Source organism: Nocardiopsis alba (genome assembly GCF_000710955.1).
Lineage (GTDB): Bacteria > Actinomycetota > Actinomycetes > Streptosporangiales > Streptosporangiaceae > Nocardiopsis > Nocardiopsis alba.
The window spans coordinates 516438-540855 of sequence record NZ_BAZE01000003.1 but is presented as its reverse complement, the minus strand read 5'-3'; the positions used below and the strand labels follow the sequence as shown (position 1 = coordinate 540855).

General features: G+C 67.9%; 26 protein-coding genes and 1 tRNA gene. 12 read left to right on the top strand and 15 right to left on the bottom strand.

What is annotated here, in order from left to right; genetic code table 11:
• Nucleotides 1–114 precede the first annotated feature (114 nt).
• The 4 genes from TR33_RS08235 (at nucleotide 115) to TR33_RS08220 (ending at nucleotide 4074) form a co-directional block, all read left to right on the top strand.
• Nucleotides 115–816, top strand: coding sequence for a Crp/Fnr family transcriptional regulator (locus TR33_RS08235; protein WP_042282492.1), 702 nt, complete (start codon nucleotides 115–117; stop codon nucleotides 814–816).
• Nucleotides 817–1091: 275 nt separating this feature from the next.
• Nucleotides 1092–1685 (top strand): O-methyltransferase, encoded by a 594-nt coding sequence (locus TR33_RS08230; RefSeq protein ID WP_017534434.1) that lies wholly within the window; start codon nucleotides 1092–1094, stop codon nucleotides 1683–1685.
• A gap of 69 nt (nucleotides 1686–1754) precedes the next feature.
• Nucleotides 1755–2918 carry an FUSC family protein gene (locus tag TR33_RS08225; RefSeq protein WP_042282491.1) on the top strand — a complete coding sequence of 388 codons (1164 nt, stop codon included), beginning with the start codon at nucleotides 1755–1757 and terminating at the stop codon, nucleotides 2916–2918.
• Nucleotides 2919–2952: 34 nt separating this feature from the next.
• Nucleotides 2953–4074, top strand: coding sequence for a PQQ-dependent sugar dehydrogenase (locus tag TR33_RS08220; protein ID WP_042282490.1), 1122 nt, complete (start codon nucleotides 2953–2955; stop codon nucleotides 4072–4074).
• 24 nt (nucleotides 4075–4098) lie between these two features.
• Here the strand turns inward: TR33_RS08220 and TR33_RS08215 are convergent, their stop codons facing one another.
• The 8 genes from TR33_RS08215 to TR33_RS08180 form a co-directional block, all read right to left on the bottom strand.
• Nucleotides 4099–4836 carry a hypothetical protein gene (locus TR33_RS08215; RefSeq protein WP_042282488.1) on the bottom strand — a complete coding sequence of 246 codons (738 nt, stop codon included), beginning with the start codon at nucleotides 4834–4836 and terminating at the stop codon, nucleotides 4099–4101.
• 96 nt (nucleotides 4837–4932) lie between these two features.
• Nucleotides 4933–5619 carry an ABC transporter ATP-binding protein gene (locus TR33_RS08210; protein WP_042282487.1) on the bottom strand — a complete coding sequence of 229 codons (687 nt, stop codon included), beginning with the start codon at nucleotides 5617–5619 and terminating at the stop codon, nucleotides 4933–4935.
• A gap of 19 nt (nucleotides 5620–5638) precedes the next feature.
• On the bottom strand, nucleotides 5639–7690 hold the full coding sequence (locus TR33_RS08205) for a bacteriocin-associated integral membrane family protein (protein WP_042282486.1): 2052 nt from the start codon (nucleotides 7688–7690) through the stop codon (nucleotides 5639–5641).
• 409 nt (nucleotides 7691–8099) lie between these two features.
• Nucleotides 8100–8402, bottom strand: a complete 303-nt coding sequence (locus TR33_RS08200) for a lactococcin 972 family bacteriocin (RefSeq protein ID WP_042282484.1) — start codon at nucleotides 8400–8402, stop codon at nucleotides 8100–8102.
• Between the two features lie 19 nt (nucleotides 8403–8421).
• Nucleotides 8422–8724, bottom strand: a complete 303-nt coding sequence (locus TR33_RS08195) for a lactococcin 972 family bacteriocin (protein WP_042282482.1) — start codon at nucleotides 8722–8724, stop codon at nucleotides 8422–8424.
• Nucleotides 8725–8740: 16 nt separating this feature from the next.
• On the bottom strand, nucleotides 8741–9034 hold the full coding sequence (locus TR33_RS08190; protein WP_042282480.1) for a lactococcin 972 family bacteriocin: 294 nt from the start codon (nucleotides 9032–9034) through the stop codon (nucleotides 8741–8743).
• A 406-nt stretch (nucleotides 9035–9440) separates the two neighbouring features.
• Nucleotides 9441–10016 (bottom strand): hypothetical protein, encoded by a 576-nt coding sequence (locus TR33_RS08185; RefSeq protein WP_042282478.1) that lies wholly within the window; start codon nucleotides 10014–10016, stop codon nucleotides 9441–9443.
• The gene (locus tag TR33_RS08180; protein WP_042282476.1) at nucleotides 10013–10633 is read right to left on the bottom strand and encodes a hypothetical protein; all 621 of its coding nucleotides are present in this window, start codon (nucleotides 10631–10633) and stop codon (nucleotides 10013–10015) included. The genes TR33_RS08185 and TR33_RS08180 overlap by 4 nt, the downstream gene beginning before the upstream one ends.
• 243 nt (nucleotides 10634–10876) lie before the next feature.
• Between TR33_RS08180 and TR33_RS08175 the strand changes: the two genes are divergently transcribed.
• On the top strand, nucleotides 10877–11503 hold the full coding sequence (locus tag TR33_RS08175) for a DUF3558 domain-containing protein (protein ID WP_042282474.1): 627 nt from the start codon (nucleotides 10877–10879) through the stop codon (nucleotides 11501–11503).
• Between the two features lie 62 nt (nucleotides 11504–11565).
• Nucleotides 11566–12483, top strand: a complete 918-nt coding sequence (locus tag TR33_RS08170) for a nucleoside hydrolase (protein WP_234305781.1) — start codon at nucleotides 11566–11568, stop codon at nucleotides 12481–12483.
• Between the two features lie 7 nt (nucleotides 12484–12490).
• On the opposite strand, the gene TR33_RS08165 is transcribed toward TR33_RS08170, so the two are convergent.
• From TR33_RS08165 to TR33_RS08145, 5 genes are all read right to left on the bottom strand, one after another.
• Nucleotides 12491–12799: a hypothetical protein gene (locus TR33_RS08165; RefSeq protein WP_234305780.1), complete on the bottom strand. Its 309-nt coding sequence runs from the start codon at nucleotides 12797–12799 to the stop codon at nucleotides 12491–12493.
• Between the two features lie 158 nt (nucleotides 12800–12957).
• Nucleotides 12958–13281 carry a MerR family transcriptional regulator gene (locus TR33_RS08160; RefSeq protein ID WP_042282470.1) on the bottom strand — a complete coding sequence of 108 codons (324 nt, stop codon included), beginning with the start codon at nucleotides 13279–13281 and terminating at the stop codon, nucleotides 12958–12960.
• 763 nt (nucleotides 13282–14044) lie between these two features.
• Nucleotides 14045–14242: a hypothetical protein gene (locus TR33_RS08155; RefSeq protein WP_084570225.1), complete on the bottom strand. Its 198-nt coding sequence runs from the start codon at nucleotides 14240–14242 to the stop codon at nucleotides 14045–14047.
• Between the two features lie 154 nt (nucleotides 14243–14396).
• A complete protein-coding gene (locus TR33_RS08150; RefSeq protein WP_234305779.1) occupies nucleotides 14397–14654 on the bottom strand; it encodes a hypothetical protein in 258 nt (85 codons plus the stop codon).
• A gap of 145 nt (nucleotides 14655–14799) precedes the next feature.
• Nucleotides 14800–14873: transfer RNA gene (locus tag TR33_RS08145), tRNA-Gly, on the bottom strand.
• 136 nt (nucleotides 14874–15009) lie between these two features.
• Between TR33_RS08145 and dcd the strand changes: the two genes are divergently transcribed.
• From dcd to TR33_RS08120, 5 genes are all read left to right on the top strand, one after another.
• Nucleotides 15010–15600 (top strand): dCTP deaminase, encoded by a 591-nt coding sequence (gene dcd, locus TR33_RS08140; RefSeq protein WP_014911499.1) that lies wholly within the window; start codon nucleotides 15010–15012, stop codon nucleotides 15598–15600.
• A gap of 417 nt (nucleotides 15601–16017) precedes the next feature.
• Nucleotides 16018–17046 carry a quaternary amine ABC transporter ATP-binding protein gene (locus tag TR33_RS08135; RefSeq protein ID WP_199806115.1) on the top strand — a complete coding sequence of 343 codons (1029 nt, stop codon included), beginning with the start codon at nucleotides 16018–16020 and terminating at the stop codon, nucleotides 17044–17046.
• Nucleotides 17043–18263, top strand: a complete 1221-nt coding sequence (locus TR33_RS08130; RefSeq protein ID WP_042282467.1) for an ABC transporter permease — start codon at nucleotides 17043–17045, stop codon at nucleotides 18261–18263. The genes TR33_RS08135 and TR33_RS08130 overlap by 4 nt, the downstream gene beginning before the upstream one ends.
• 49 nt (nucleotides 18264–18312) lie before the next feature.
• Complete coding sequence (locus TR33_RS08125; protein ID WP_042282465.1) at nucleotides 18313–19242, top strand: glycine betaine ABC transporter substrate-binding protein; 930 nt, start codon at nucleotides 18313–18315, stop codon at nucleotides 19240–19242.
• A 555-nt stretch (nucleotides 19243–19797) separates the two neighbouring features.
• Nucleotides 19798–20730, top strand: a complete 933-nt coding sequence (locus tag TR33_RS08120; RefSeq protein WP_042282463.1) for a glycine betaine ABC transporter substrate-binding protein — start codon at nucleotides 19798–19800, stop codon at nucleotides 20728–20730.
• 77 nt (nucleotides 20731–20807) lie between these two features.
• Here the strand turns inward: TR33_RS08120 and TR33_RS08115 are convergent, their stop codons facing one another.
• Together TR33_RS08115 and TR33_RS08110 are read right to left on the bottom strand one after the other, a co-directional pair.
• The gene (locus TR33_RS08115; RefSeq protein ID WP_014912491.1) at nucleotides 20808–21422 is read right to left on the bottom strand and encodes a rhomboid family intramembrane serine protease; all 615 of its coding nucleotides are present in this window, start codon (nucleotides 21420–21422) and stop codon (nucleotides 20808–20810) included.
• Nucleotides 21423–21567: 145 nt separating this feature from the next.
• The gene (locus TR33_RS08110) at nucleotides 21568–22041 is read right to left on the bottom strand and encodes a hypothetical protein (protein ID WP_014910595.1); all 474 of its coding nucleotides are present in this window, start codon (nucleotides 22039–22041) and stop codon (nucleotides 21568–21570) included.
• Nucleotides 22042–22680: 639 nt separating this feature from the next.
• On the opposite strand from TR33_RS08110, the gene TR33_RS08105 reads away from it, so the two are divergent.
• Complete coding sequence (locus TR33_RS08105) at nucleotides 22681–24387, top strand: ABC transporter family substrate-binding protein (RefSeq protein ID WP_026124991.1); 1707 nt, start codon at nucleotides 22681–22683, stop codon at nucleotides 24385–24387.
• Nucleotides 24388–24418 lie beyond the last annotated feature (31 nt).

Genomic DNA, 24418 nt, shown 5'->3' with positions numbered 1-24418 from the left:
AAGTCCTGACCTGGGGATTCCGGACCAAAGTCATGAGTTCTCGTGTTTTCCGCGCCCTCCCGTGGCTTCGGGGGACACACGGGCATGATGAAGGGGGGATCGAGGGGAGGACGCATGACCGACTGGCCCGCGGGCACCTTCATGTCCAGGATCGGGGACCTCGCGGCCTCCCGACTGCTCTCACTGGCACCACCGCGCCACCTGCCCGCGAACCAGGTCCTCATCGCCCAGGGCGACGAGGACGAACAGGTCATGTTGTTGGGCCCTCCTGAGGACGAGCCCGGAGACGCGGCCTGCGTGAAGGTCACCTCGGTGCTGCGCAACGGTACGGAGGCGATGTTCGGGATCCGGTTGCGCGGCGACCTGGTCGGTGAGCTGAGCATGTTCCGCGACACCCCGGCCATCGCGACGGTCACCTCGTGCTCGGCCCTGTCGGTCCGGGTCTTCTCGCACCCGGTGTTCGAGTCGTTCCTGGAGGAGCATCCGGAGGCCTGGCGGGCGTTGTTGGCGATGGTGGGGGAGCGCCTGGAGTGGGCGGACCGGCATCGGGCCGAATTCGTGGGCTATGAGGTGGAGGCCCGGTTGGCCCGGGTGCTGGTCGATCTGGCCGAGCGGCACGGCACGACCACCCCGCTCGGCACCGACCTGGGCGTTCGGCTCTCGCACACGGATCTGGGCAAGCTCATCGGAGCCCGTACCGACGCCGTCGGCAACGCGATCCGTCGGTTCCGTTCCGAGGGGCTGCTGGTGTCGAGTTATCGCAATGTCGTGATCGTGGACATGGAGAGGCTGAACGGGGTCTACGAGAACGCGTGAGGGCCCGGGGCACTCATGTCCGAATTGCGGACTGGTCGGTGGTTTCCCGCCGCCGAACCGGGCACAATGCTTTCGGGCACCATGCCCGACCTCTCACCCCCGTTCGGGTAGCGCTCAGTCCTCCGGCGTCGCTTACCCGGGGGATCCGAGTGGTGACGGTCGCCGGAGTGGTGAGGACGGCACCATTCCGGCGACCCCCACCTCCTGGATCATCGGGCTCGTCGGGCTTAGCCTGGACGGACCTGCACGCACCGACCAGGGAGTGCCTCGTGTCCATGACACAGTCCGTTCCGCGCCCCCGCACCCTGGACGCCATCGAGGTCGACACCGAGGGTCTCGGCCTGGGGATGTCCTGCGAGGAGGCCGTCGGTCACCTCCTGAGGGCCCTCGTCTCCTCCAAACCCGGGGGCCGGGTGCTCGAACTGGGGACCGGAACCGGTGTGGGCACCGCGTGGCTTCTGGCCGGGATGGACGAGCGGGCCCGGCTGGACACCCTGGACAACGACCCCGAATGCCTGGGCGTGGCGCGCCGCCACCACACCGCCGATCCTCGCGTGACGATCTTCGAGGCCGACGGCGGAACCTGGCTCTCCGACCGGGCCACCGACGACGGACCCGGATACGACATGGTGTTCGCCAACACCGGCCCGGGCAAGTTCACCCACCTGGACGAGGCACTCTCCCTGGTCGACCGGGGCGGCTTCTACGTGGTGGACGATCTCGCCCGGCAGCCCGAGCGCACCTCAGAGCCCGAGGACCACTGTCTGGCGGTGGAGGGGCTCTTGGAGAACCTGGAGTCCCGCGCCGGCTGGGAGCGTCTGCCACTGCTCGGCTGGTCCTGCGGCGTGCTGGTCATGGTCCGGAAGTAACGCCTTCGAACGTTCGTGAGCGTACCGGGCGGGTCCTCCCGCCCGGATCCGAGTGCGGTCGGGAGAGGCATGATCGACACACGATTGCGGAGGTTGCGGCGCGGGCTCGACCGTGTCTACAGCAGACGCGGGTTCGAGCGCGAGACCGCGGTCATCATCCTCAAGTCGGCGGTGGCCGCGACGCTCGCCTACGTGGTGGCCTACCTTCTGGGCGCGTCCACGCAGATCGGCTTCGCGCCCTTCACCGCTCTCCTGGTCGTCCGGCCCAGTGTGTACGGGTCGGTGCTCCAGTCCGGTCGGTACGTGGCCGCGGTGTTCGCGGGCGCCCTGGTCGCCGGGCTCACCGGCCTCACCGTCGGTGCCACCGTCTGGTCGTTCGCCCTGGTCGTCCTGGTGGCGCTGGCCTTCGGGCAGGTGCGGTTCTTCGGTGAACAGGGGACCCAGATCCCGGTGGTCGCGGCCTTCGCCCTGGCCGGCGGCACCGCCACCGATGCCCAGGATCTGGGCTCCCTCCTGTCGATGGTCTGCGTGGGCGCGGTCTGCGCCCTGCTCACCAACGTCTTCTTGGCCCCGGCGATCAGGTTCAAGGACGCCGAGAACGCCGTGCTGGACTTCGCGTCGAGCCTACGTTCCCTCACGGGCGAGATCGCCGACGGTCTGTCCAAGGGCAAGGACGGGCTGGACCTGGACCAATGGAGCGACGCCGCCGACGGGCTCGACGGGGTCGTGAGCAACGCGTTGGAATCCGTACGCAGGCAGGAGGACCGGTTCCGGCTCAACCCACGACGCCTCGTGGCCCCCCGGCGGATCCCGGACGGAGGCCTGGACGTCTACCGGGACTGGATCCAGGCGCTGAGCAGGTCCTCTCGTCACGTGCAGTCGCTGGTGCGGACACTGCGCACCACGGTGCGCGAGGGCTCCCGCTTCCCCGCGCCCGACGACGCCTTCCTCCGTGAGCTCGCGCCTCTGTTGGAGCGGGCCTCCGAGATCTTCCGGCTGGTCCACGATCAGGAGGAGCCGGAGCGTCGGGTCGTCTCCGATGAACTGCGGTCCCTGATCGAGGACACACTGCGTGGTGTGGACGAGAACCGTGAACAGGTGCGCGAGAGGTGGGACGACGCCTGCTGGCCCGTGTACAGCGCCCTGCTCACCGATACCGAACGTCTGTTGGAGGAGCTCCACCAGGGGTACGAGAACACCACTCGAGAGGGAGAACGCGGCGACCTCGAGTGAGGGTACGCGCGCACGGAGTGGGCAGATCTGCGACATGACACGCATAGGAACGCGCATCCGGACGAACCGAAGTACGACCGGCCCCCTCGCCGTTCTGGGCTCTCTTCTCCTGCTCACCGCCTGCTCCACCGACGAGGCGGTCACGACGGGCACGGGGGAGGACGCCGAAGGCGGGACCGTCTCGCTCGGTGAACCGCGAGACCTGGTCACCGACCTCGAAGTGCCGTGGGGGATCGACTTCCTCCCCGACGGTTCGGCCCTGATCGCCCAACGCGACTCCGCCGAGGTCGCCCTGATCGACCGGGAGGGGGAACGCTCCGAGGCGGGAACGGTCGAAGGGGTCTCCCCTCGAGGCGAGGGCGGACTGCTCGGGCTGGCCGTGGATCCGGACTTCCCCGAGAACCCCCATGTCTACGTGTACTACACCGCCGACTCCGACAACCGGGTCGCCCGGATCGACTACGACGAGGGCACCGGGAGACTCGGCGAGGCCGAGGTGATCCTCGACGGCGTCCCGGCGGCCTCCACCCACAACGGGGGACGGATCGCCTTCGGTCCCGACGGTCACCTGTACGTCGCCACCGGCGACGCCCAGGACCGGGAGTCGGCGCAGGACACCGGTTCGCTCGCCGGCAAGATCCTGCGGATCACCACGGACGGGGAGGCCGCCCCCGGGAACCCGTTCGACGACCTCGTGTACACCTACGGGCACCGGAACGTCCAAGGCCTGGCCTGGGACGACGAGGAGAACCTGTACGCGATCGAGTTCGGCCAGGACACCCTGGACGAGGTCAACCTGATCGAGCCGGGGAACAACTACGGCTGGCCGGTGGTCGAGGGCCCCGGGGGCGGTGACGAGTACACCGACCCGCTGCTCACCTGGGAACCGTCCGAGGCCTCTCCGAGCGGAGCGGCGGTCGCCGGCGACTCGCTCTGGGTCGCGGCCCTGCGCGGTCAACGCCTCTGGGAGGTGCCCCTCACCGGAGACGGGACGGTCGGCGAACCCCGGGACCACTTCGTCGGGGAGTACGGACGGCTGCGCACCGTCGTGGCCACTCCCGAGGGCGACGGCCTGTGGGTGACCACCAGCAATCGGGACTCCCGAGGCACGCCCGCCGAGGGCGACGACCGTGTCCTGGGAGTTCCCCTGGAGTGAGGCGGAGACCGAAGGGCGGCGAGGTCAGAGCAGGCCGCGTGAGACGACCTCCTCGGTGAGGACGCGTCGGATCTCCTCGTCCTCGCCCAGGTGGCCGCGGTGCCCGGAGTCCTCCCGCAGCCGGGAGCGGATCGCGGCCACGACCTCGTCGCTCACCAGGGATTCGGCCAAGGGCGCGGCCTCGACCGCCTCCCGCCAACGGCGCAGCGCCTCCAGACGTTCGTGCTCCACCGACTCGCGTGTCATGTGGAACAGCCCGTCCACGGCGCGGTCGTAGCCCTCCTCGTCGAGGATGTCGACGTCGATGATCGGGATCGGGGTGTGCCCGTCTCCGTCGGGGCGCAGGTGGTAGGCCCGCCAGACCCGACCGTTGGTCAGGAAGACCCACTCCGCGCCCCGCTCGGCCGCCAGGCGCCGAGACATCTGGATGTTGCGCAGGTCCAGCTCCTGCCCGATCCGACGAACGTCGATGGGGGCGAAGAGCTCGCCCTCCAGGACGATCGCGTAGTCGATCGAGTCGCCGCTGGTGCGGAACTCGGTGGTCAGGTCCTGGTATTTGCTGAAGTTCAGCCCGACATCGAAGAAGTCGGCGACGAGTAGTCGCGTGTCACCGTCGTTGGCGTCGCGTTCCGCCAGCTCCGTGAGAGGACCGCGGAACCGGTCGACGGCGGCGGCCACACGCCCCCGGACCTGGGTCTCCCAACTCGTGGTGATGGTGAACTCAGCGGTCCTGGCCATGACCTGGGTCTCTTCAGCGTCCATGCCGTCCGTTTCCGTGTCCCGGGGTCGATCCGTCGCACGGCTCTCGCCGGCTCCGGAGGCCGGGGGCACGCGGACGGGGGAGAATCGTCCCCGATGCTACCCCTCCGAGTCGTGATCCCCACCTTTCAGGGACTTGCCGGAATCGGCCCCGACGACGGTGTTTCGCGACGGACCCAGATCGAGGACGGTGTCGCAGGCGTCGCGCACGCGTTCGTCGTGCGTGGCGATGACCACCGCGCGGCCCTCTCGGCTCATCCGGTGGAGAAGCTCCACGACCGCGTCGGTGTTGCCCTCGTCCAGTGCCCCGGTCGGTTCGTCCGCCAGGACCAGGGACGGATCCTTGACCAGGAGGCGGGCCAGGGCGACGCGTTGACGCTCGCCTCCGGACAGATGGTGTGTCCGTTCCCGTGCGCGTCCGGCCATACCGACCCGTTCCAGTGCCCGCTCGTGATCCAGGCCCGACCCTCGCCCGCGGGCGATGTCGAGATTGGCGCGGACGGTGGCGTTCTCGATCAGGGCGTAGTCCTGGAACAGGTAGCCGAGGTGGTCGCGGCGGAACCGGCGCCGCCGTCCGGGCCCGGCGCGGGTCAGGTCGGTGCCCTCGAACAGGATCCGTCCGGAGTCGGGTTCGTCCAGCAGCCCCATGCAGTTGAGCAGGGTGGTCTTGCCCGACCCGCTGGCGCCGACCAGGGCGAGCGTTCGCCCCGTCTCGACGGCGAGGTCCAGGTCCTTCCACAGGACACGGGAACCGTGGGACCTGCTGAGAGCTTCCAAGGTGATCATGTCGTTCCCTCGGGTCGGGTCAGGCCTGGGATGAGCCTTCGCGGACGATGCGTCGATGGAAGAGGAGGAGCGCGCCCAGGGTGAGGGCGAGCGAGAGCAGGACGATGCCCACCGCGTGGAGCGGTCCGGCGCCCCCGTCGTGTGCCGAGAGAGGCGCGAGGTCGTGCGGTCCGGCCCCGGGACGGAGGGCGTCGAGGACGGTCCAGCCCACGAAACCCAGCGCGATCGCCGCTTCGACCGCCAACAGGCGTCGGTGCGTGGCGAGGAAGGAGCGGCCGCAGAGGTGCCGGGCGAAGATCCTCTGCGCGTGGACACGGACGTGGACGACGCACGCGGCCATGGCGGTCAACAGCAGGATCGCGCCCGCTCCGACCAGGTTGAGCAGGGAGTCGCGCAGGATCCCCGACGTGAGGTCGTACGTCCTGTGCGCGCTGGTGGCCAGCGTCTCGACCATGGAGATGTAGCGGGCCGCCCAGGGGTCCTCGGAACGGAACGTCTCCACCACGTCCGGGTCGGGGAAGATCGTCTGCCGGGCGGACATGTGATCGACGTAGCCGCTGTCGGAGAGCACCCTTCCGGCGGGTAGGACGAGGAGGACCGGGTCCTCCACCAGGGGGCTCGTACCACCGAGGCGTTCCTGCGCCCCGTAGACGAACACGCTCCGATCCCCGGCGAGGGGCGCCGTCTCGATCCTGGGCGGTTCCCGACCCTCCTCGCCGTTCATGGCGAGCCAACCGGCCGCCCCTCGGCTCAGGTCCGCCTCGTGTTCGATAGCCGGACCGGGCAGGAGCAGTCGCACGTTCTCGTCCGGACCATAACGTTCTCCGGTGGGGGACAGGACCTCCTCCGCGCGCAGGTAGCCGTCGTTGACCACGAGGATCGGGGTGTTCATGACGGGAGGGTCCGCCCCGACGGGGAGGAACTCCCCCGGGGAGAGGAGCACGGACAACACCATGTCGCCGGAGACGTCGACCCGCCGCAGCCACGGGCCGAGCAACCCGTCGACCGCGTCCGCGTCGGCCCAGCCGTAGTCGGCGCTGAGGGCGGGGCGCGAGGTGTCGCCGTACCGCTCGTAGACCTCCAGTCCCGACCGCTGGTCACGGACGCTCTGCGCGGTCGAGACCACGGTGCCCAGGACGACCAGCGTCAACACCAGGGCGGGGATCCGTACCGCGTTGATCGCCACGAGGGCGCCGAGGACGGGGAGCCTCCCCTCCAGAGCGGGCAGGATCCCGACCGTCCGCGACAGGGCGAGCGCACAGGCGTGCACCACCAGGCACGGCAGGGTGAACACGACGAGGAACAGCGCGGTGAGGCGGGCGTGGAAACCGAGCTGGTTCCCCCCGTTGTAGAACCACAACAGGATCAGGGTGAGGGCGGCCGTCGCCGGCAGGACGACGGCCCACAGGCGGGCGATCCCGAGCAGTTCGGAGAGCAGCACGCGCGTTCGCGACCACCCGTGCAACCGTTTGACGGCGTGCTCACGAGAGCCGAGCAGCACCCCGGCGCCGGTGGCCGTCATGGTGCCGAGCAGGGCGATCACCACGAGGTGGAGCAGGGGGCCGCCGGCGAAGAAGTGCCACAGCCGGGTCGTCCGGGTGCCCGGGGCCTCGTGGAGACCGTGCTCGGCCAAGGCCGCACGCAGGGCCGGCTCGGCCTCAGGGGCTCCGAACAACAGGTAGTAGCCGTTGGGGCCGACCCGACCGAAGTCGGTGATGGGGTGGGTCTGGACGGTGAAGCCTCGGCCGAAGGACGGGTAGCCGTCGCGCAGCCAGTCGGCGTAGCGGGAGTCGGGGTCGGAGACGGCCAGGTACATGTGGGCCTTCGAGGAGGGTTCGTCCACGTCGAGGACGCTGTAGCCGATCGCGGCCCCGTGGGCGTCGGCGACCTCCTGGACGGCCCGCGCGACCTCGTCCGTCGCGTGGGTGCCGTCGTTCTCGGTGATCCAGATCAGTTCGGCGTCGTCGAGGACGTAGATGGTCCGCTCGGCGGTGGCGGCCAGGAGGAAGGCGACGAGTACGGCGAACACGACGCACGCCGTGTAGGCGAAGGAGAGGGTCCGGTCGGGCACCTGGCGGTCCTGTCCATGGGGGCGGGAGGGGTCGAGGGAGTGTTTTTCGGATGCTTTCGCTCGGTATCGGCGGAGCCGGTCCGTGGCGAGCGGCAGCCAGGCGATTTCTCGCCGGACGACGAGCGAGGGTGCCCCTACTGTGCCCTGTTACGCGGGCTCCGCGGTGTCGCACAGCGGGGGCCCGTCCGGGTTCGGCTGTCCTCGTCCGTGCTTGCTTGGAGAGGGCGGCGCCGTGAGAGGAGGCCCGGCTCCGTGTGAAGTACCGCGCGCGTCAGCGCGTCCGTTGAGGGTGGTGGTGGGTGACGTGGGGTCCGGGCTGCGCCGTAGGTGTCCGTTGAGGGTGGTGGCGGGTGACGGGTGGGAGGAATGATCTGAAAAACACGACCGAGGGCCGCGGGTGCTTCCGTGATCAGCAGCCGTTACGCCAGTACTGCTGATTGTTGGCCAGGGCACGGGAGGCCTCGGCCCGGGCCCAGGTGCCGGCCGGGGCCCCGACACGTTCGGTGTGGGTGCCCACGGCGGTGGCCCCATGGCAGTTCTTCGGATGGTGGTAGTGCGAGCGGACCAGGCCCTGGCCGGGGACGCCGGTGAGACTGCGCTCCCACACCCCGCCCCCGACATGGGAGCGCGCCGCGTGCGCGGTGCCCACGGAGCCCGCGGTGATCCCCGCGGTGACGAGTACGGCGACGGCGAGACGTTCGAGGATGGACACGGAGGTACCCCTTCGCTGGTCAGCAGTGGTTACGCCAGTAGGTCTGGTTGTTGGCGTTGGCCCTGGGGGCGACGGCGTGCGCCCAGCGGCCGGGTTGTTCGTCCACGCGGACGGTACGGGTGCCCACGGCGGTGGCCCCGTGGCAGGCGGTGCCGTGGAGATAGCGGGAGTAGACCGTGCCCGCGCCGGGGGCTCCGGTGACCCCGCGGCTCCATTCTCCGCCTCCGATGAGGGAATAGGCGGCGTGGGCGGTTCCGGAGGCCCCCGTGAGGATTCCGATGGAGAGAAGGAGAACGAGGAAGGGGTTCTCTAGGGTTTTCACCGATTCCCTTTCAGGTTCAACAACCGTTGCGGTAGTACGACTGGTTATTGGTCCAGGCCTTGGGGGCTCCCGCGTGGGAGGTGCGCCCGGGCTCGGTGTTCCGGGAACGGTCCGTGTAGGTGCCCACGGCGGTGGAGCCGTGGCAGTTGTACGGGTGGTGATAGTTCGAGTAGACGCTGGTCTCCGTGACGCCGTGGTGCCAGGTTCCGCCTCCGATGGAGGTGGCGGCGAGGGCGGCGCCCATGGTGCCGGTGAGGACTCCGGTGGCGAGGAGGGCCGTGATCGACCCTCCGAGGAGATTCCTCCTCATGGTGGTCTTCCTTCCGTGGTGGTCTCCTGTGGAATCGTGCGGGAGGGCGTGAAAGGGGTCCCGAAGATGAGGACCCCTTCTCGTCCTTCCTTGAAAACCAGTCTTGCCACGGATTTTCGCTTCTTCTCTTTTCTGGCCGCATGCGGCCAGAATCAAAAATCGGGTTCGTGTTCAAGGTAAAAGCGGGGAACGAAAAGGGGTTGATTGCCGCGAAAATAGGAATTTCGGGGCGGGTGCGGCCGGTCGGAGCGGCACGCGCGGAAGGCCTCCATCGGCCCCGGGGAGGAGGACGATCACCCACCCGAGATACCGGGCGGGCGCACGGGCCCTCACACCGGAAAGAGGAGGCGGGCGACGGTCGGAGGGCCCGCGCGCTCCAAGGCACGGGCCCTCCGACCGAGAGAGGTCAGCCCTCGTCGCCGTTCAGTCGTTGGATGAAGGAGCGGTATTCGCGCAGGGCCAGCCGAAGCGTCTCGGTGTCGGCCCTCTCGTCGCCGTCCCAGGCGGCACGGAGCGCCGCTCGCCGCCGCTCCAACGTGGTGACCAGGGCCTCGGTGATCTCCGTCGCCAGAGCGTCGGCCTCCAGCACGGACTCTCCGGGACCGTCGACGAAGCCGCCCTGGATCTCCCGCCAACGCTCCCGGACCTCGGCCGCGTCCATCCCGTGCGGGCGGAGGGGCCGGGAACCGGGGGAGCCGGGTGAGGGTACCGGGGTTCTCCGGTCGTCGGCCCGTCCACCGTCATGAGGACGGGACGCCTCCTTCCGTCCGGGACGAGGGCCCTCGTCGTCCCGCTCCGCACGCGTGGGTCGCTCCACCGCTTCCGCCTCCCGCTCCACTCCGGTGTCCCGCGGCCCTCGACCCTCGGGCGGAGCGGAAGGGTCCGTCCTCTGCCCGGGCACCCGAGGTTCCCGAGCGCGCAGGGTCCAACGGACCTCACGCCGCTCCGGCGCCGCCTGATCGGTATCGTCGAAACCGCTCAATCCGCCTCCTCGATCCGCTCCCTACGCGGTGTGTCTCCGGTGGTCGGCAAGCCGCCGAGCAGGGCGTCGGCCAGCCCCCGGTAGGCGACCAGCGCCTCACGCAGGTTCTCGGTGTGCTCCCGGCCGGCCATGGTCGGACGCCCGGCCGCGTGGGCTCGCCGGAGGGCGGCCACGGCCTCCGGATGGTCCACGGACAAGGCTCTGGCCAGGCGTTCGAACCCCTCGTCGTCATCGGTTCCGGAGGGGGTGCCCGGGTATCCGAGGTCCGTCATGATGGTCTCGACCAGCCCTCGGGCGTCGTGCACGGCGCCGACCGGATCGTCCACGAAACCCTGCTGGATCACGGACCAGGTGTCCCCGTGGTCCCGTCTCTCCTCGTCGGAGAGGGGTCGTGGAGAGAACCCCCGCCCCCGCTCCAGACGGGCGGAGAGGTCGCGCTCGGCCTCCGCGAGATCCCCGTGGGTTCGAAGGGCGTGGTCGTACTCCGCGCCGAAGCGTTCCCTGAGCCGTGCGGTCCGCCGTGCCGGAAGGAGCCTGCGCGCGAGGAGGAACGCGGCGCCTCCGACGAGGACGATCAGGAGGGATATCACGACGATGATGACGGTCTGGGTCTCCACGAGGGGTACCTCCTGCGACCTTCTCTGCCCCCGGCTCCCCGCGCGAAACGCCGCTCAACTGGGGTTACGGCGTTTGCGCTGGTGAACGAGGTGCGGTGGCGGACGGGTCGCTTCGCGTGTTCGTGACCAGCCGATTCTCCGGTGAGCGTGAAGGGTGCCCGGGGTCGCGAACCCCGCCCGCCCCGCGCGGCGCTCCGGGTTCTAGGGTGACCACGGACCACACCCCCGACGTGAGAGGCCCCCGTGCCCCAGCCCATCCACACGACCGTGACCCTCGCCGGAGGACTCGTCCTCGCCCTGACGCTGAGCGCCTGCGGCGGCACCTCCGAACCGGCCGACCAGGAGAGCGCGGCCGCGGAGGCTCCCGAGACGCAGGAGCGAGAGGACGACCGGCCCGAGGTCGAATTGGTCGACCCCATGGAGATCGCGCCCGACGACCTGTGCACCGTGCTCTCGGAGGAGACGTTGGACGAACTCCTCGGCGAGGAGGACCTGCGTAGCGACCCCGGGGACACGAGTGGTGGTAGGCCCGACCCCGGTGACCTGGAGGAACTCGACAGTCTCCAGATGCGCTGCATGCTCGTGTCGGCCGCGGGCCTCACCCTCCACTTCTCGATGGAGGTCCACGAAGGCCTCTACGTCGACAGCACCTTCGCCTCTTACAGCGAGGAGGACGCCGACCCCGAGGTCGACCTCGGCGACTTCGCCGTCACCGGTGACGGGATGGGCGGCAACGGTGCCGGGGTCGACGTGGTGGACGGGCAGGTGTTCGTGGAGGTGGCCTACGGAGGCATGGGCGACCCCGACCGCGACGAGATGATGGGGGGCGCGCTCAAGGTCGCCGAGGAGATCATGGACTCCATCGCCTGAGCCCGTCCCGACCGGAGAACGACGTAGCGACCATGAGGAGGGACCGGGTGAAGGAGAACACGATGGGGTCTCGACGAGGTGCCCTGATCATCGACACCGACATCGGGGGTGACGCCGATGACGCCATCGCGGTCGCGGCGGCGGCCCGCCACGTCCCCGACCTGGCCTTGATCCTCACCTCGGACGAGACCATGGGGGATCAGGGGGAGGGAGGCCGGGCGCGGTTCGCCCGCCACCTGCTGAACGAGATCGGTAGAGCCGACGTTCCGGTCGTCGCCGGGGCCGCGCTCTCGCCCACCCGCTACCACTGCGTCGGAGACCTCGTCCCCGACACGATCCCGTCCCAGGACAGCGACGTCGTGGCCGCGGTCCGCGCGATCGCGGCGACCCGCCCCGGGCCGATCCACTGGGTGGGCATGGGGCCTCTGAGCAACCTCGCCCTCCTGCTCGAACGGGCCCCCGACGTCGTCCCGAGACTGAGGGTCACCCAGATGGGCGGAGCCCTGCGCTACCGCGCGCCCGAACGCGCCGAGCACAACTTCCGGCTCGACGTGGCCGCGGTCCACACGGTCTTCGAGGCCATCGCCGATGGACGCCTGGAGCCCCCGGAGTTCGTCACCTCCGAGATCACGTTCGTCCCCGACACCGAGATCGCCGTCGACCACCCTCTGTACCGTGCGCTGAGCGAACCGAACGCCCCCGCATGGGCGTCCCTGCTGGTCGCCCACCTCGACCGATGGTTCGCCGGGTTCCATCCGTCCACCAGGCAGCACGACGCCCTGACCCTGAGCGTCGCCTTGGGGGAGCCCTTCGTGGACTTCACCCCCATGCCCTTGGCCGTGGACGACATCGGTCGCACCACCGAGGCAGACCGGGGGACCCCGGTGCGCGTCAGCGCGTCCGCCGACTACCGCGCGTTCATGTCCTGGCTGTTCACACGGCTCGACCCCGCCGGAGAACCGGTCGGGGTCGAGTCGTAGTGGGCGATCACCCCGAAGGGAGACGGGAGCCGAGTTTCAACTCGATGCCTCCTTCGAGGGCCTCTGCCTCCGTGACGGTCCAGACCCGTTCGTCGACCGGGGTTCCTCGCTTCGTGGAGTAACCCTCCACGACGAGTTCCCAGGAGCCGTCTCCCGGCTCGTGGAACAGGTGCGCGCTCGACCAGGAGCCGTCGGAGAACTCCAAGGCGAACACCTCTGGCACGTGTTCGATCCTCCCTCCGGAGGTCTCGAGCCACAACCGGGCCCCGGGGAAGAGGTGGCTGTATCCGACGTATGCGGTGATGGAGAGGGTCATGGCGTGGCCCTCCTTCCCGAAGAACTCACCAGCGTGGTCTCTTCCACGGTTGTTCCCCCCGAAGCCGCGCCTGAACGTCCCATACCAGGGCATATGGCGCGATCTCCCCAGGCGGACACCTACGCGAGTCCCGCTCCATCACAGGCGTCGATTCGGCCTCAGCTCTGGGGCGGGTCGCCGGCGCGCAACTCCTCGTTGATGCGCAGGGCCTCCTCCAGCTGGTCCTCGAGGATGATGATGCGGCAGGCGGATTCGATCGGCGTGCCCTCGTCCACGAGTTCGCGGGCACGGGCGGCGATCTTGAGCTGGTAGCGGGAGTAGCGGCGATGGCCGCCCTCCGAACGCAAGGGCTCGATCAGTTTGGCCTGTCCCAGGGCGCGTAGGAAGGCCGGCGTGGCGCCGATCATCTCCGCCGCCGCGCCCACGGTGTAAGCGGGATAGTCGTCATCGTCGAACCGATTGCCGGTCTCGGGATGAGGCAAGTGCGTGTCCTTCTTCTCCTGAACGCACATCGAGGGCCCCGGTGCCGTACGGCACCGGGGCCCGAGAGTTCAATACCACCTACCGGCGACTGCCGGTCTTCCGCTTCCCGAGGTAAAGCCGAAACGGGATCGCGGGGATCGCGGTTGTGTGACCGTGGACCACCTTCTTTCGAATCAGGGGCCTGCGGTACCCGAGCGGAACCTTTCCTCGCTCGGGCGATCCTGATGGCATCTACTCCTCTCGTTTCTCACTTCGCGCGTTACCTTCGACTGCGGTCCTACCGGCTCCCGACACCGAACAACCATGCGTCGGTCGAGCCCTACCGCGTACTTCTCCTGCCGTGGTCCCCCCTGTGCGAGCGAGAGACCGGTACCACTGACTGCTGTACTGCCGACCCCCGGTGTCTTGAAGCACGTGCACACCGTCGAGCCGTCCTGCTCTCCACCGGCGTATCCGGTGGTCCAGCCGTGTATCTCTGCGGCTACGACAGAAAATATACCGGGGCCACAGGGCTATGTCTACTGTGGCCGATGCAGATTTTCGATTCCCTCCGCCGGCGGTTCTCCACCGACCCCGCCCGCCCCGGCCGCCGACCCCCTCCCGGGTTCGCTCCCTTCCGTGCCCACGGCCGACGAAGGGGGAGCGTCGTTCGTGATCCACTCGGCTTCGCCGGCAGGGCGGCCGGAACACGTCCGGAGAGCAACTCGTCCAGACGTTCGTCACGACCCCGTCGGGCATCGATGACACCGCCATGGCCGAGGGCTACAGATCAGGCTCTTCGCTGGAAGACGAGACCTGCTGACGATCCCGGGAACGAACTCGATGGAGCACGTACAGGGCGACCCAGCCCACCACGTTCATCGCCCACACGATCGTGAACATCCACATTTGGAACGGCACCATGATGTCGGGATCCAGCCAGAGCATTACGGCTCCGGCCAGGGTGAGGAGGACACTCACAGCCAGAAACCAAGGTCGTGACGCCCACGAGAAAGACATGAGGTGGGGGCTCCCGCTCTGTGGTCAGGTGTGGCACCGATGTCGGCTGGAGAGTGTCTCGTTCGGGTCGTCGTCGTGGCTTCTTCTAACGGCACGACATCGCCGTGATCGCGGGCTACGTGGTGGGCTCTTGTGGGCCTTCGTTCGAGGGGGCTTCTCGAGTCTCCTTCGCGAAGGGACCGAAGTACAGCGCCAGAAGGGACGTGCCGAAGAGACCGAGGATGGGCAGGCTCACCACGGCGAGTGCCCTCCAGCCCTGACCGAAGGAGAAGAGCAGGGCCGCGGACACAGCGAACCAGAGCAGGCAGAGCCCGCCCATCTGGAGGGCTTTGATCTTCAGCTTGGGACGTCGGATTCGCTCTGGTCCGGGCACGGCGGCGTCCTTCCGGGGGATGTGGTGAGGCCCGGTCCTCGCCGGTAGGGCGGCTCGGGCCGAAGGGCTCGTGGGACCCATGGTGCCTCGGGAACGCGAAAGGCCAGGGTCCGAGTCGCCTCGAACTACCTGGCCTTGTGTGTCGTGGAGCGGATGACGGGAATCGAACCCGCGTTATCAGCTTGGGAAGCTGAAGTTCTACCATTGAACTACATCCGCGTGGGTCGCGCCGGGGGTGTGGCGGCCAACGATGGCTATCCTAGCCCAACTTCGGGGCGGCTGGGCAAGTCGGCGCGAGACGGTGGCCGTGGGCGAAGCCCGTCCCGGCTGTTCTCGCAGGCGGTAGGTTCGGAGCGTGTTGCTCTCCGATCGTGACCTCAACAAGCAGATCGACGCCGGACGGGTCCGGATCGATCCCTTCGACCCTTCTCTGATCCAGCCGTCGAGTATCGATGTTCGGCTCGACCGGTTCTTCCGGGTCTTCGAGAACCACAAGTACCCGCACATCGACCCCTCGGCGGAACAGCCGGACCTGACCCGACTGGTGGAGACCGACGGGGACGAGGCCTTCATCCTGCACCCGGGGGAGTTCGTGCTCGCCTCCACCTACGAGGTGGTGACCCTGCCGGACGACATCGCGAGTCGTTTGGAGGGGAAGAGCTCCCTGGGGCGCCTGGGGCTGCTCACCCACTCCACGGCGGGTTTCATCGACCCGGGTTTCTCCGGGCACGTCACCTTGGAGCTGTCCAACGTGGCGACGCTGCCGATCAAGCTCTATCCGGGGATGAAGATCGGACAGCTCTGCATGTTCCAGCTGACGTCTCCGGCGGAGCGCCCCTACGGCTCCGCCGCCTACGGGTCCCGGTACCAGGGGCAACGCGGCCCCACGCCGTCGCGTTCGTTCCAGAACTTCGTGCGGACGAAGGTCAACGGCGAGAACGCCTGATCGAAGCCGGATCGGGGGCGGCCCGGCCCCCGAGAAGGCCTTACGGTACGGTCATGGACTGACACTTTCTGTGGCATATCATGCCTGTCATCCGATTGTGACCCTTGTCGCCCGAGAAAGTGCTGTGGCATAGATCACATTGCGAGGTTTTGCAGACTCTGCAACCCGTGTCATAGGTCGGAAGACACGTTTTACCTTGCTTAAACATGTTATCTGCTAGTGACATGCGGTCCGAGCTGTGCGTTCATATCTCGGTAAGGTTGCCTCCCGACGTGAACCAGGTGGTGGTTTAGCCCGTTCTGGGCGCGCACGGGGGGCTCTGCGCGGACCACTCACCTGTGGGAACCGCCAGGCAGACGGTGGGGGCGAACTTCCCCAGCGCGCCTTAGCGGCTGGGAAAGCCCCGTAGAGGAGACCGTGCCAGCAGTACGCGCAGACCATCTGTACAAGGTGTTCGGTAGACAGTCGAAGGCGGCCGTGGAACGGCTCGCCGACGGAAGTCACCGCGACACCATCGCCGACCTCGACGTGACCGCGGCGGTCATCGACGTGTCCTTCGAGGTCCGACCCGGCGAGATCTTCGTCGTCATGGGACTCTCCGGATCGGGTAAATCGACCCTGATCCGTATGCTCAACGGCCTCCTGGAACCCACCGCGGGTACGGTCGAGGTCGACGGGGTGGACATCACCGCCCTGAACAGGAAGAACCTGCTCAAGCTGCGGGGCGAGAAGATCAGCATGGTCTTCCAGCACTTCGCCCTGCTTCCGCACCGCACGGTGCTGGAGAACGCGGCCTACGGCCTCGAGCTGCGCGGCCTCCCGCGCGCCGAGCGCTTCGAGAAGGCCAAGGAGACCCTCGCCCTGGTGGGGCTGGAGGGATGGGAGGACAAGCTCCCACAGCAGCTTTCCGGTGGCATGCAGCAGCGCGTGGGTCTGGCCCGCGCCCTGGCGGCCGACACCGACATCATCCTCATGGACGAGGCCTTCAGCGCGCTCGACCCGCTGATCCGCCGCGACATGCAGACCCAGCTCCTGGAGCTCCAGAAGAGCCTGGGCAAGACGATCATCTTCATCACGCACGACCTGAACGAGGCCATGCGCCTCGGCGACCGGATCTGCGTGCTCCGTGACGGCCGTGTCGCCCAGATCGGCGCCGCCGAGGAGATCCTGAACGCTCCGGCCAACGAGTACGTCGAGCGTTTCGTCGAGGACGTCGACCGCACACGGGTGCTCACCGCCTCGTCGGTCATCGACGCCGACCTCGCCGTCGACTCCGGAGCGCCCGCGGTCACCGCGGACACGTTGGTCGCCGACCTGTACCCGAGCATCTCCTCGGCCGACCGCCTCCGCGTGGTCACCGAGGAGAACGAGGCCCTCGGCATGGTGACCCGTGAATCCGTGCTCGCCGCTCTCGGCGCCACCGCGAACGGGGAGGAGGACAAGTGACACCCGTCGACTTCCCGCCGAGCCTTCCGCTGGGGGCCGGTTTCGAGGCGTTCAACGCCTGGCTCAAGTCCAACTTCGGTCTGTTCTTCGAGCTGACCGGTGACTTCATCCGCTGGGCGGTCTCCGTCCTGTCCGGGTTCTTCGTGGACCCGGCGGCCGGCCAGCTCGCCTTCATCGCCGCCGTGATCATCGCGGTTCCGCTGGTGCGCTCACGCCGTATCCCGCTGATGGTGATCATCGGTGTGGTCTCCGTCCTGTACATCTGTCAGGCGCAGTTCGAGCTCGCGACCACCATCATCAACAGCGTTCCGATGCTGTTCCTGTGGGCGATGGACCTGTTCGACACCACGGTCGAGCCCTACTTCGTGATCTCCCTGGTCTTCCTGATCGCGGTGACCGCGCTCGGGTTCGTGGACCGCGCGAACCGCGTCCGTACGGGGATCGTCGCCGGTGGCTGGCTGGTCCTGGTGCTGCTCGGCTGGCTGTTCCTGCCGATGCTGGTCACCAACCCGATGTCCCTGCTGATGATCCTGGTGCTGAGCCTGCTCGCGCTCTCGGTGGCCGGTTGGCGCATGGGTCTCTTCGGGCTGATCGCCCTGACCGTCGTCGCCTCGGTGGGCCAGTGGTCCAACGCGATGGACACCCTGGGTCTGGTCCTGGTGGCCAGCCTCATCGCCGTGGTCATCGCGATCCCGATCGGCATCCTGGCCGCCTACAACGACGTTCTCAGCAAGATCGTCAAGCCGGTCCTGGACCTGATGCAGACGCTGCCGGCGTTCGTCTACCTGATCCCCGCGATCTTCTTCTTCTCCATCGGCACGGTGCCCGGTGTGGTCGCGACCATCGTGTTCGCGATGCCCCCGGGCGTGCGTCTGACGGAGCTCGGCATCCGCGGGATCGACAAGGAGCTGGTGGAGGCGGGCGAGTCCTTCGGTGCCCCCAGGCACAAGATCCTGACCGGTATCCAGCTGCCGCTCGCCCTGCCCACGATCATGGCCGGTGTCAACCAGGTCATCATGCTGGGCCTGTCCATGGTCGTCATCGCGGGCATGGTCGGCGCGGGCGGTCTGGGCAGCCAGGTCTACCAGGGCATCACCCGCAACGACGGTGCGCTCGGTTTCGAGGCCGGTATCGCCGTGGTCATCCTGGCGATCTTCCTGGACCGCCTCACCGCCGCCGTCACCCGTAACAGCCCGCAGGCCCGCGTCGGTGCTTGATCCCGAGGCAGGCCGGTTCCACAGAAGCACTAGGGAAGGGAATCCCACGATGTACAGCCGTAAGCGAATGACGGGCCTGGCCGCCGCCGGCATGAGCGGTGTGCTCCTGCTGACCGCGTGCGGAGGCAACGGTGAGGACCTGACCGGCGGTTCCGAGGGCGGCGGTGAGGACAACAAGGAGATCAACATCGCGCTGATCGCCTGGGAGGAGGCCATCGCCACCACCGCCATGTGGGAGGTCATCCTGGAGGAGAAGGGCTACGACGTCACCGTCACCGACGTCGACGTGGCCCCGATGTACCAGGGCGCCGCCAACGGCGACGTGGACCTGTTCCTGGACACCTGGCTGCCGACCACCCACGCCGACTACTGGGAGGACTACGGGGACCAGCTCGAGGACCTCGGCTCCTGGTACGACAACGCGGTGCTGACCATCACCGTCCCCGAGTACATGGAGGACGTGAACAGCATCGCGGACCTCCCCGAGTACGCGGACGAGCTGAACAACCAGATCATCGGCATCGACCCGGGCGCCGGTCTGACCCGCGTCACCAAGGAAGAGGCCATGCCGGGCTACGGCCTGGACGACTTCGAGCTGGTGGAGTCCTCCACCGCCGCGATGCTGGCCGAGCTCGACTCCGCCATCGCGGAGGAGGAGCCGATCGTCGTGACGCTGTGGCGTCCGCACCCGGCCTACGCCAAGCACGACCTGAAGGACCTCGAGGACCCCGAGGGCCTGATGGGCGACGCGGAGACCATCCACGCGGTCGGTCGTGACGGCTTCGGCGCGGACTACCCGGAGCTGTCCGCCTGGCTCGAGAACTGGACGATGACCGACGACGAGCTGGCCTCGCTGGAGGCGCTCGCCCTGGAGGAGTACGCCGACGACACCCAGGAGGGTGCTCGCGTGTGGCTCTCGGAGAACCCCGAGTTCCTGGAGCGCGTCCTGGGCGACGACGCCGAGGGCCTGGAGTTCTAGGACCTTCCCTCCTCGGATCGGGTGATCGCCTCTCCCGGAGCGGCCGCGGTCGCCCGATCCATCACCTCTCGCCGGGGTGTGCCGATCGTGTCCGCCGTACCTGGAGCCGTGAGGTTCCAGGGCGTGGCGGACGCCGGCACACCCCGGCTTTCGTGTGGGAAGCACTCTGGGCGAGGGCCTGGAGTTCTGGACGACCTCTCGCCGGGGCGCGTCGATCGGAGTGGAGGTCGGCACGCCCCGGCGTGCTCTTGCGCACGGTCGGGCGGATCGAGGGCGGGGAGGTTCGGGGGGGCGGTCCTGGGAGGCTTCGCGCATCGTTCGAGGTCACGGACGGGGGTTCCGGACGAGAGGCCGAGGCCATCGGATATCGGGTGGTCGTGTTCGGGGGAACGGTTTCGCCCTGGGGTGGCGGAAGCCGTGTGTTCTCAGGATTTTTGGGTTTTTCGTCCGGATTAGGATGAATTGACTACGGCCGTCGTCACGTGTCCGTGGGCCCGGGGTCGTCCCTCGGCATGGGCCGGTGCCACACAAGCACGAGGGAAGGAAGAACCCACGATGTACGGCCGTAAGAGTGTGGTCGGTCCGGTCGCCGCCGGTCTGACCGGTCTGCTCCTGCTGACCGCCTGCGCGGGTGGGGACGGGAACCTCATCGGCGGCCTCGGCTCGGGGGCCGAGGACCTCGACGAGATCGAGATCGCGATGATCGCCTGGGAAGAGGACGTCGCGGTCACCCACATGTGGCGGGCGATCCTGGAGGAGAAGGGCTACGACGTCACCGTCACCGACGTCGACGTCGAGACGGCCTTCGAGGGCGTGGCCGAGGGGGACAGCGACCTCTACCTGGACGTCTGGCTTCCGGTCACCCATCACGAGTACATGGAACAGATCCGGGACCGGACCGAGAGCCTCGGCTCCTGGTACGAGAACGCCGTGCTCACCCTCACGGTCCCCGACTACATGGAGGACGTGTACTCCATCGACGACCTCCCGGGGATCGCCGACGAGCTGGGCAACCGGATCGTCGGTATCGACCCGGGCGCCGGTCTGACCCGTGTCACCCGAGAGGAGACCATGCCGGGCTACGGCCTGGACGAGGACTTCGAACTGGTCACCTCCTCGGGCGCCGGAATGATGGCCGAACTGGACGCGGCGATCGCGGAGCGTGAGCCGATCGTGGTGACGTTGTGGCGTCCGCATCCGGCCTACGCCCAGTACGGCCTGAAGGACCTGGAGGACCCCCAGGGGCTGATGGGCGGGGTGGAGAGCCTGCACGCGCTCGGACGTGAGGGCTTCGGCGCGGACTATCCGGAGCTGTCGGGTTGGATCGAGGACTGGACGATGACCGACGACGAGCTGGCCTCGCTGGAGGCGTTCACGGTCGGCCCCGACGTCACCGATCCGGAGCAGGGCGCCCGCGCCTGGCTGGCGGAGAACCCCCTGTTCCTGGAGCGCACCCTGGGCGAGGACGCCGAGGGCCTGGAGTTCTAGGGGACCTCGATGAACGGGAACGGGGCCCTCTCCGCTCTGGAGAGGGCCCCGTCGTGTGTTCGAAGGCGCGGTCGGTATCAGGGGGCGTAGTAGCCGCCCTGGGCCCCGGTGTTCCACTGGTCGACCCGGCGCCCGGGCTTCTCGCGCCTGGGCAGCGCGTAGGCGGCCAGGAGGCCGCCGAGGAAGCCGAACAGGTGGGCCTGCCAGGAGACCCCGGGATGCTGGGGCAGGACGCCCCAGATCATGGTCCCGTAGAAGATGACCACGCAGATCATGATGACGATGTCGACGGTCCTGCGTTCGATGATGCCGCGCAGGACGGTGTAGCCGAAATAGCCGAAGACGAGGCCGCTGGCTCCGACGGTGACGACCCCGGAGGGGGTGAGCAGCCACACGCCGACGCCGCTGACGACGGCCACGATCAGGGTGGTGAGCAGGAACCGGCCCAGGCCGCTGAAGGCCACCAGGGACCCCAGGACCAGGAAGGGCAGGGAGTTACCGATCAGGTGGGCGAAGTTACCGTGCATGAACGGCGCGGTCAGCACGGTCCAGGGTGCGCCCATGTCCCATGCGCGCACCCCGAACTGCTGGTCGAGTCGGCCCCCGAGAGGGGTGTCGAGGATCTCGAAGACCCACATGGCCGCGAGCATCCCCGCTACGGTCAGGATGGCGGTGATTCTGGACTGCTTCACACTGTTGAGCGTAAAGGAACAGCTCTTGTGGTGGTATGTCCTGCGCGGTGTGTGTGGCGATTGAGGACGAATGTCCGATCGATCCGCGTTCGCTCAGTGGCTCTGAGGGGGCACGCGGGATCTCCCGGATCTTCGAGGCGGGCGATCAGCCGGAGAGGGAACGCTGGTGGGGCGGGATCCCGGCGGCGGACATGAAGGTCTCGACCTTGGCCGGGTTGGTGATGCCGGTCAGCGGCAGGTAGCGGCGCGCGGTGCGGCGGCCGGCCAGTGAGGGGAAGAGCTTGGGGCGTCCGGTGCGGTCGTACAGGCCCAGGGAACGGATGCGCCCGGGCAGCAGGTGGTAGGAGCCGATGTCGCGGAAGGCCACCTCGACGACGTAGTCCCCACGCTCGTAGCGCAGCTCCTCGCCGTCGAACTCCAGGACCGGGTTCTTGATCATGTGGCCGTGCACGGCAGAGGCGATGCCTCCGAGCGCGAGCAGGACGCCGAGGGTGATGTTGGCCCAGTGGCCGGGGTCGACGATCACCGTCACCAGGCCCAGGATCACCAGAGCGTAACCAGCCCACGTCTCCACGTACTTGCGGCCCGCGGGGCAGACCAGGCGGACTGATTCGGACACGGCGGATGCCTCTCTCGCTTGGGCGGGGCGTTGAGGATGACGGAGGTCGTCACACGGAACCCTATCCGCTTCGCGGGTATGGGGGCCTCGGTTTCGGTCATCCCGTCACCGGGGTTCAGGACAGGCCGGGGGCTCGGGCCGCGGGTTCCAGGTGCTGGGAGGGTTAATGATCGGCTCATCCCATGTTTCATCGGGCCGACATGACGTGGTGAAAGATCCTTGTCTGCTGTCTTCTGTCGCAAAAGGTGCGTTCTGTCTGTTTCTCTCTTTGTGATCGGTTCTGTCTGGCCTGTAGTTAAACATTGTTGACTTTTAAGTCGTGGCAGTTCGATGTCGAGATTCGGCCGCAAATCCTTTCTCCGCTGTCCGAATCCCCGGCGTTTTGCCGGTCGTCTTGGTCACTCCTGGCCTGCGGGGACGTCGATCGATATCGAGTGTTGCCGGGATGTCAAGGATGTGTGAATCATGGGCGGGAGTGGTGGAGGCGGACCGGTTGCGGATGTGTCACGAAATAGGCAGTAGGGCTGTACATATATTTCACTCAATGGTCTTCTTATCGACCAATCGCCTATTTTTGTGGGGTGTGCCGGTGAGGTGTCACCCCGTGTCCTGTTCGCATGAGTGATCAAGGGTGTGACCATGTTCGAACGTCGAAAGACGTTGGCACTCGCCGCCGCGGCGACGTCGACGGTCTTGGTGGTCGGTGGCTGCGGTAGTGGTGACGGAGAAGGTGGAGACGGTGGGCCCAAGGAGGTCACCTGGGTCATCAACAGCCTCCCCGGCGCCTGGCAGGCCACCAGCCTCGCGGGTGGCAGTGTCTACGTCGTCCAGATGCTCTCCGGTGTGCTCCCCTACACCGGCCAGTGGCAGCCGGACGGGACCTACGAGTACGACATGAACGTCCTCGCGGAGGAGCCCGAGCTCATCAACGACGACCCCGACGAGGGTCCGTTCGAGTGGTCCATCACCCTCGCCGAGGACGCCGTGTGGAGTGATGGCGAGCCGATGACCGGTGAGGACCTGCGCGTCTCCTGGATGCTCGGCACCTCGCCCGACGAGGGCTACTGCGGCGGTTGCGACCCCCGCGCCGCCGCGAGCTTCGACAAGGTCGAGTCCGTCGAGGCCGACGGCAAGACCGCCACCTTCCGACTGAAGGAGGGGCTCGCCGACCCGGAGTGGATGAGCCTGTTCGACGCCCACAGCCAGTCCGGCGGCTTCCTGCCCGCCCACCTCGCGGAGGAGAACGGCTGGGACGTCGACGACGCCGACCAGCTGGGCGAGTACTACGACTGGCTGCACGCCGAGCGCCCCGAGTGGTCCGGCGGCCCGTACATGATCACCGCCGGTGACCTGGAGAACGAGGTCGTCAAGGAGCCGAACCCGAACTACTTCGGTGAGGAGCCCCTGCTCGACAAGATCACCATGCCGTACAACACCGACGAGGGCACCTTCGTGAACGCCTTCATCAACGGTGAGATCGACGGGGGCAACCCGGCGGACTACAGCGAGGACGTGATCCTCCAGCTCCAGGACGTCGCCAACGCCGAGGTGACCATCGCCGAGGGCGCCACCTGGGAGCACGTCGACCTCAACCTGAAGAACGAGACGCTCCAGGACGTCGAGCTGCGCCGCGCGATCTTCACCGCGATCGACCGAGACGACATCGCCAACCGCAACTTCGGTGCCGGCTACCCGGACTACGAGCTGAAGAACAACCACGTCTTCGGCAGCGACAGCCCCTACTACGTCGACCACTTCGAGGGCGAGACGCAGGGCACCGGCGACATCGACGAGGCCAAGAGCATCCTTGAGGAGGCCGGCTACGAGCTCGACGGCGGGACCCTCACCCTCGACGGCGAGGAGATCGGTCCGTTCCGTCTGCGCAGCACCGACTCCACCGTGCGCAACACCTCGGTCCAGCTCATCCAGGCCCAGCTCTCCGAGATCGGCATCACGACCAACATCGAGATGACCGACGACCTGGGCGGCATGCTCGCCGCGGCGGAGTACGACATCGTCCAGTACGGCTGGTCGGGTTCCCCGTACTTCACCGGCAACCCGGACCAGTTCTGGCACTCCGAGAGCGGCAGCAACTTCGGCGGCTACTCCAACGACGAGGTCGACGACCTGGCCGACCAGGTGGCCAACGCCCCCGACCTGGACACTGCGGCCGAGCACGCCAACGCGGCCATGGAGATCCTGGTCCCGGAGGCCTACGTCCTCCCGATCATGGCGGAGCCGAACTACTTCTTCGCCAACTCCGACCGCCTCGTGAACGTCCACGACAACCTTCAGTCCAGCTACCGAGCCACGTACAACATCGGTGAGTGGGACGTCGCCGGCTAGTTCGGCGAACCACCCAGGTCCGGTCCCGGGA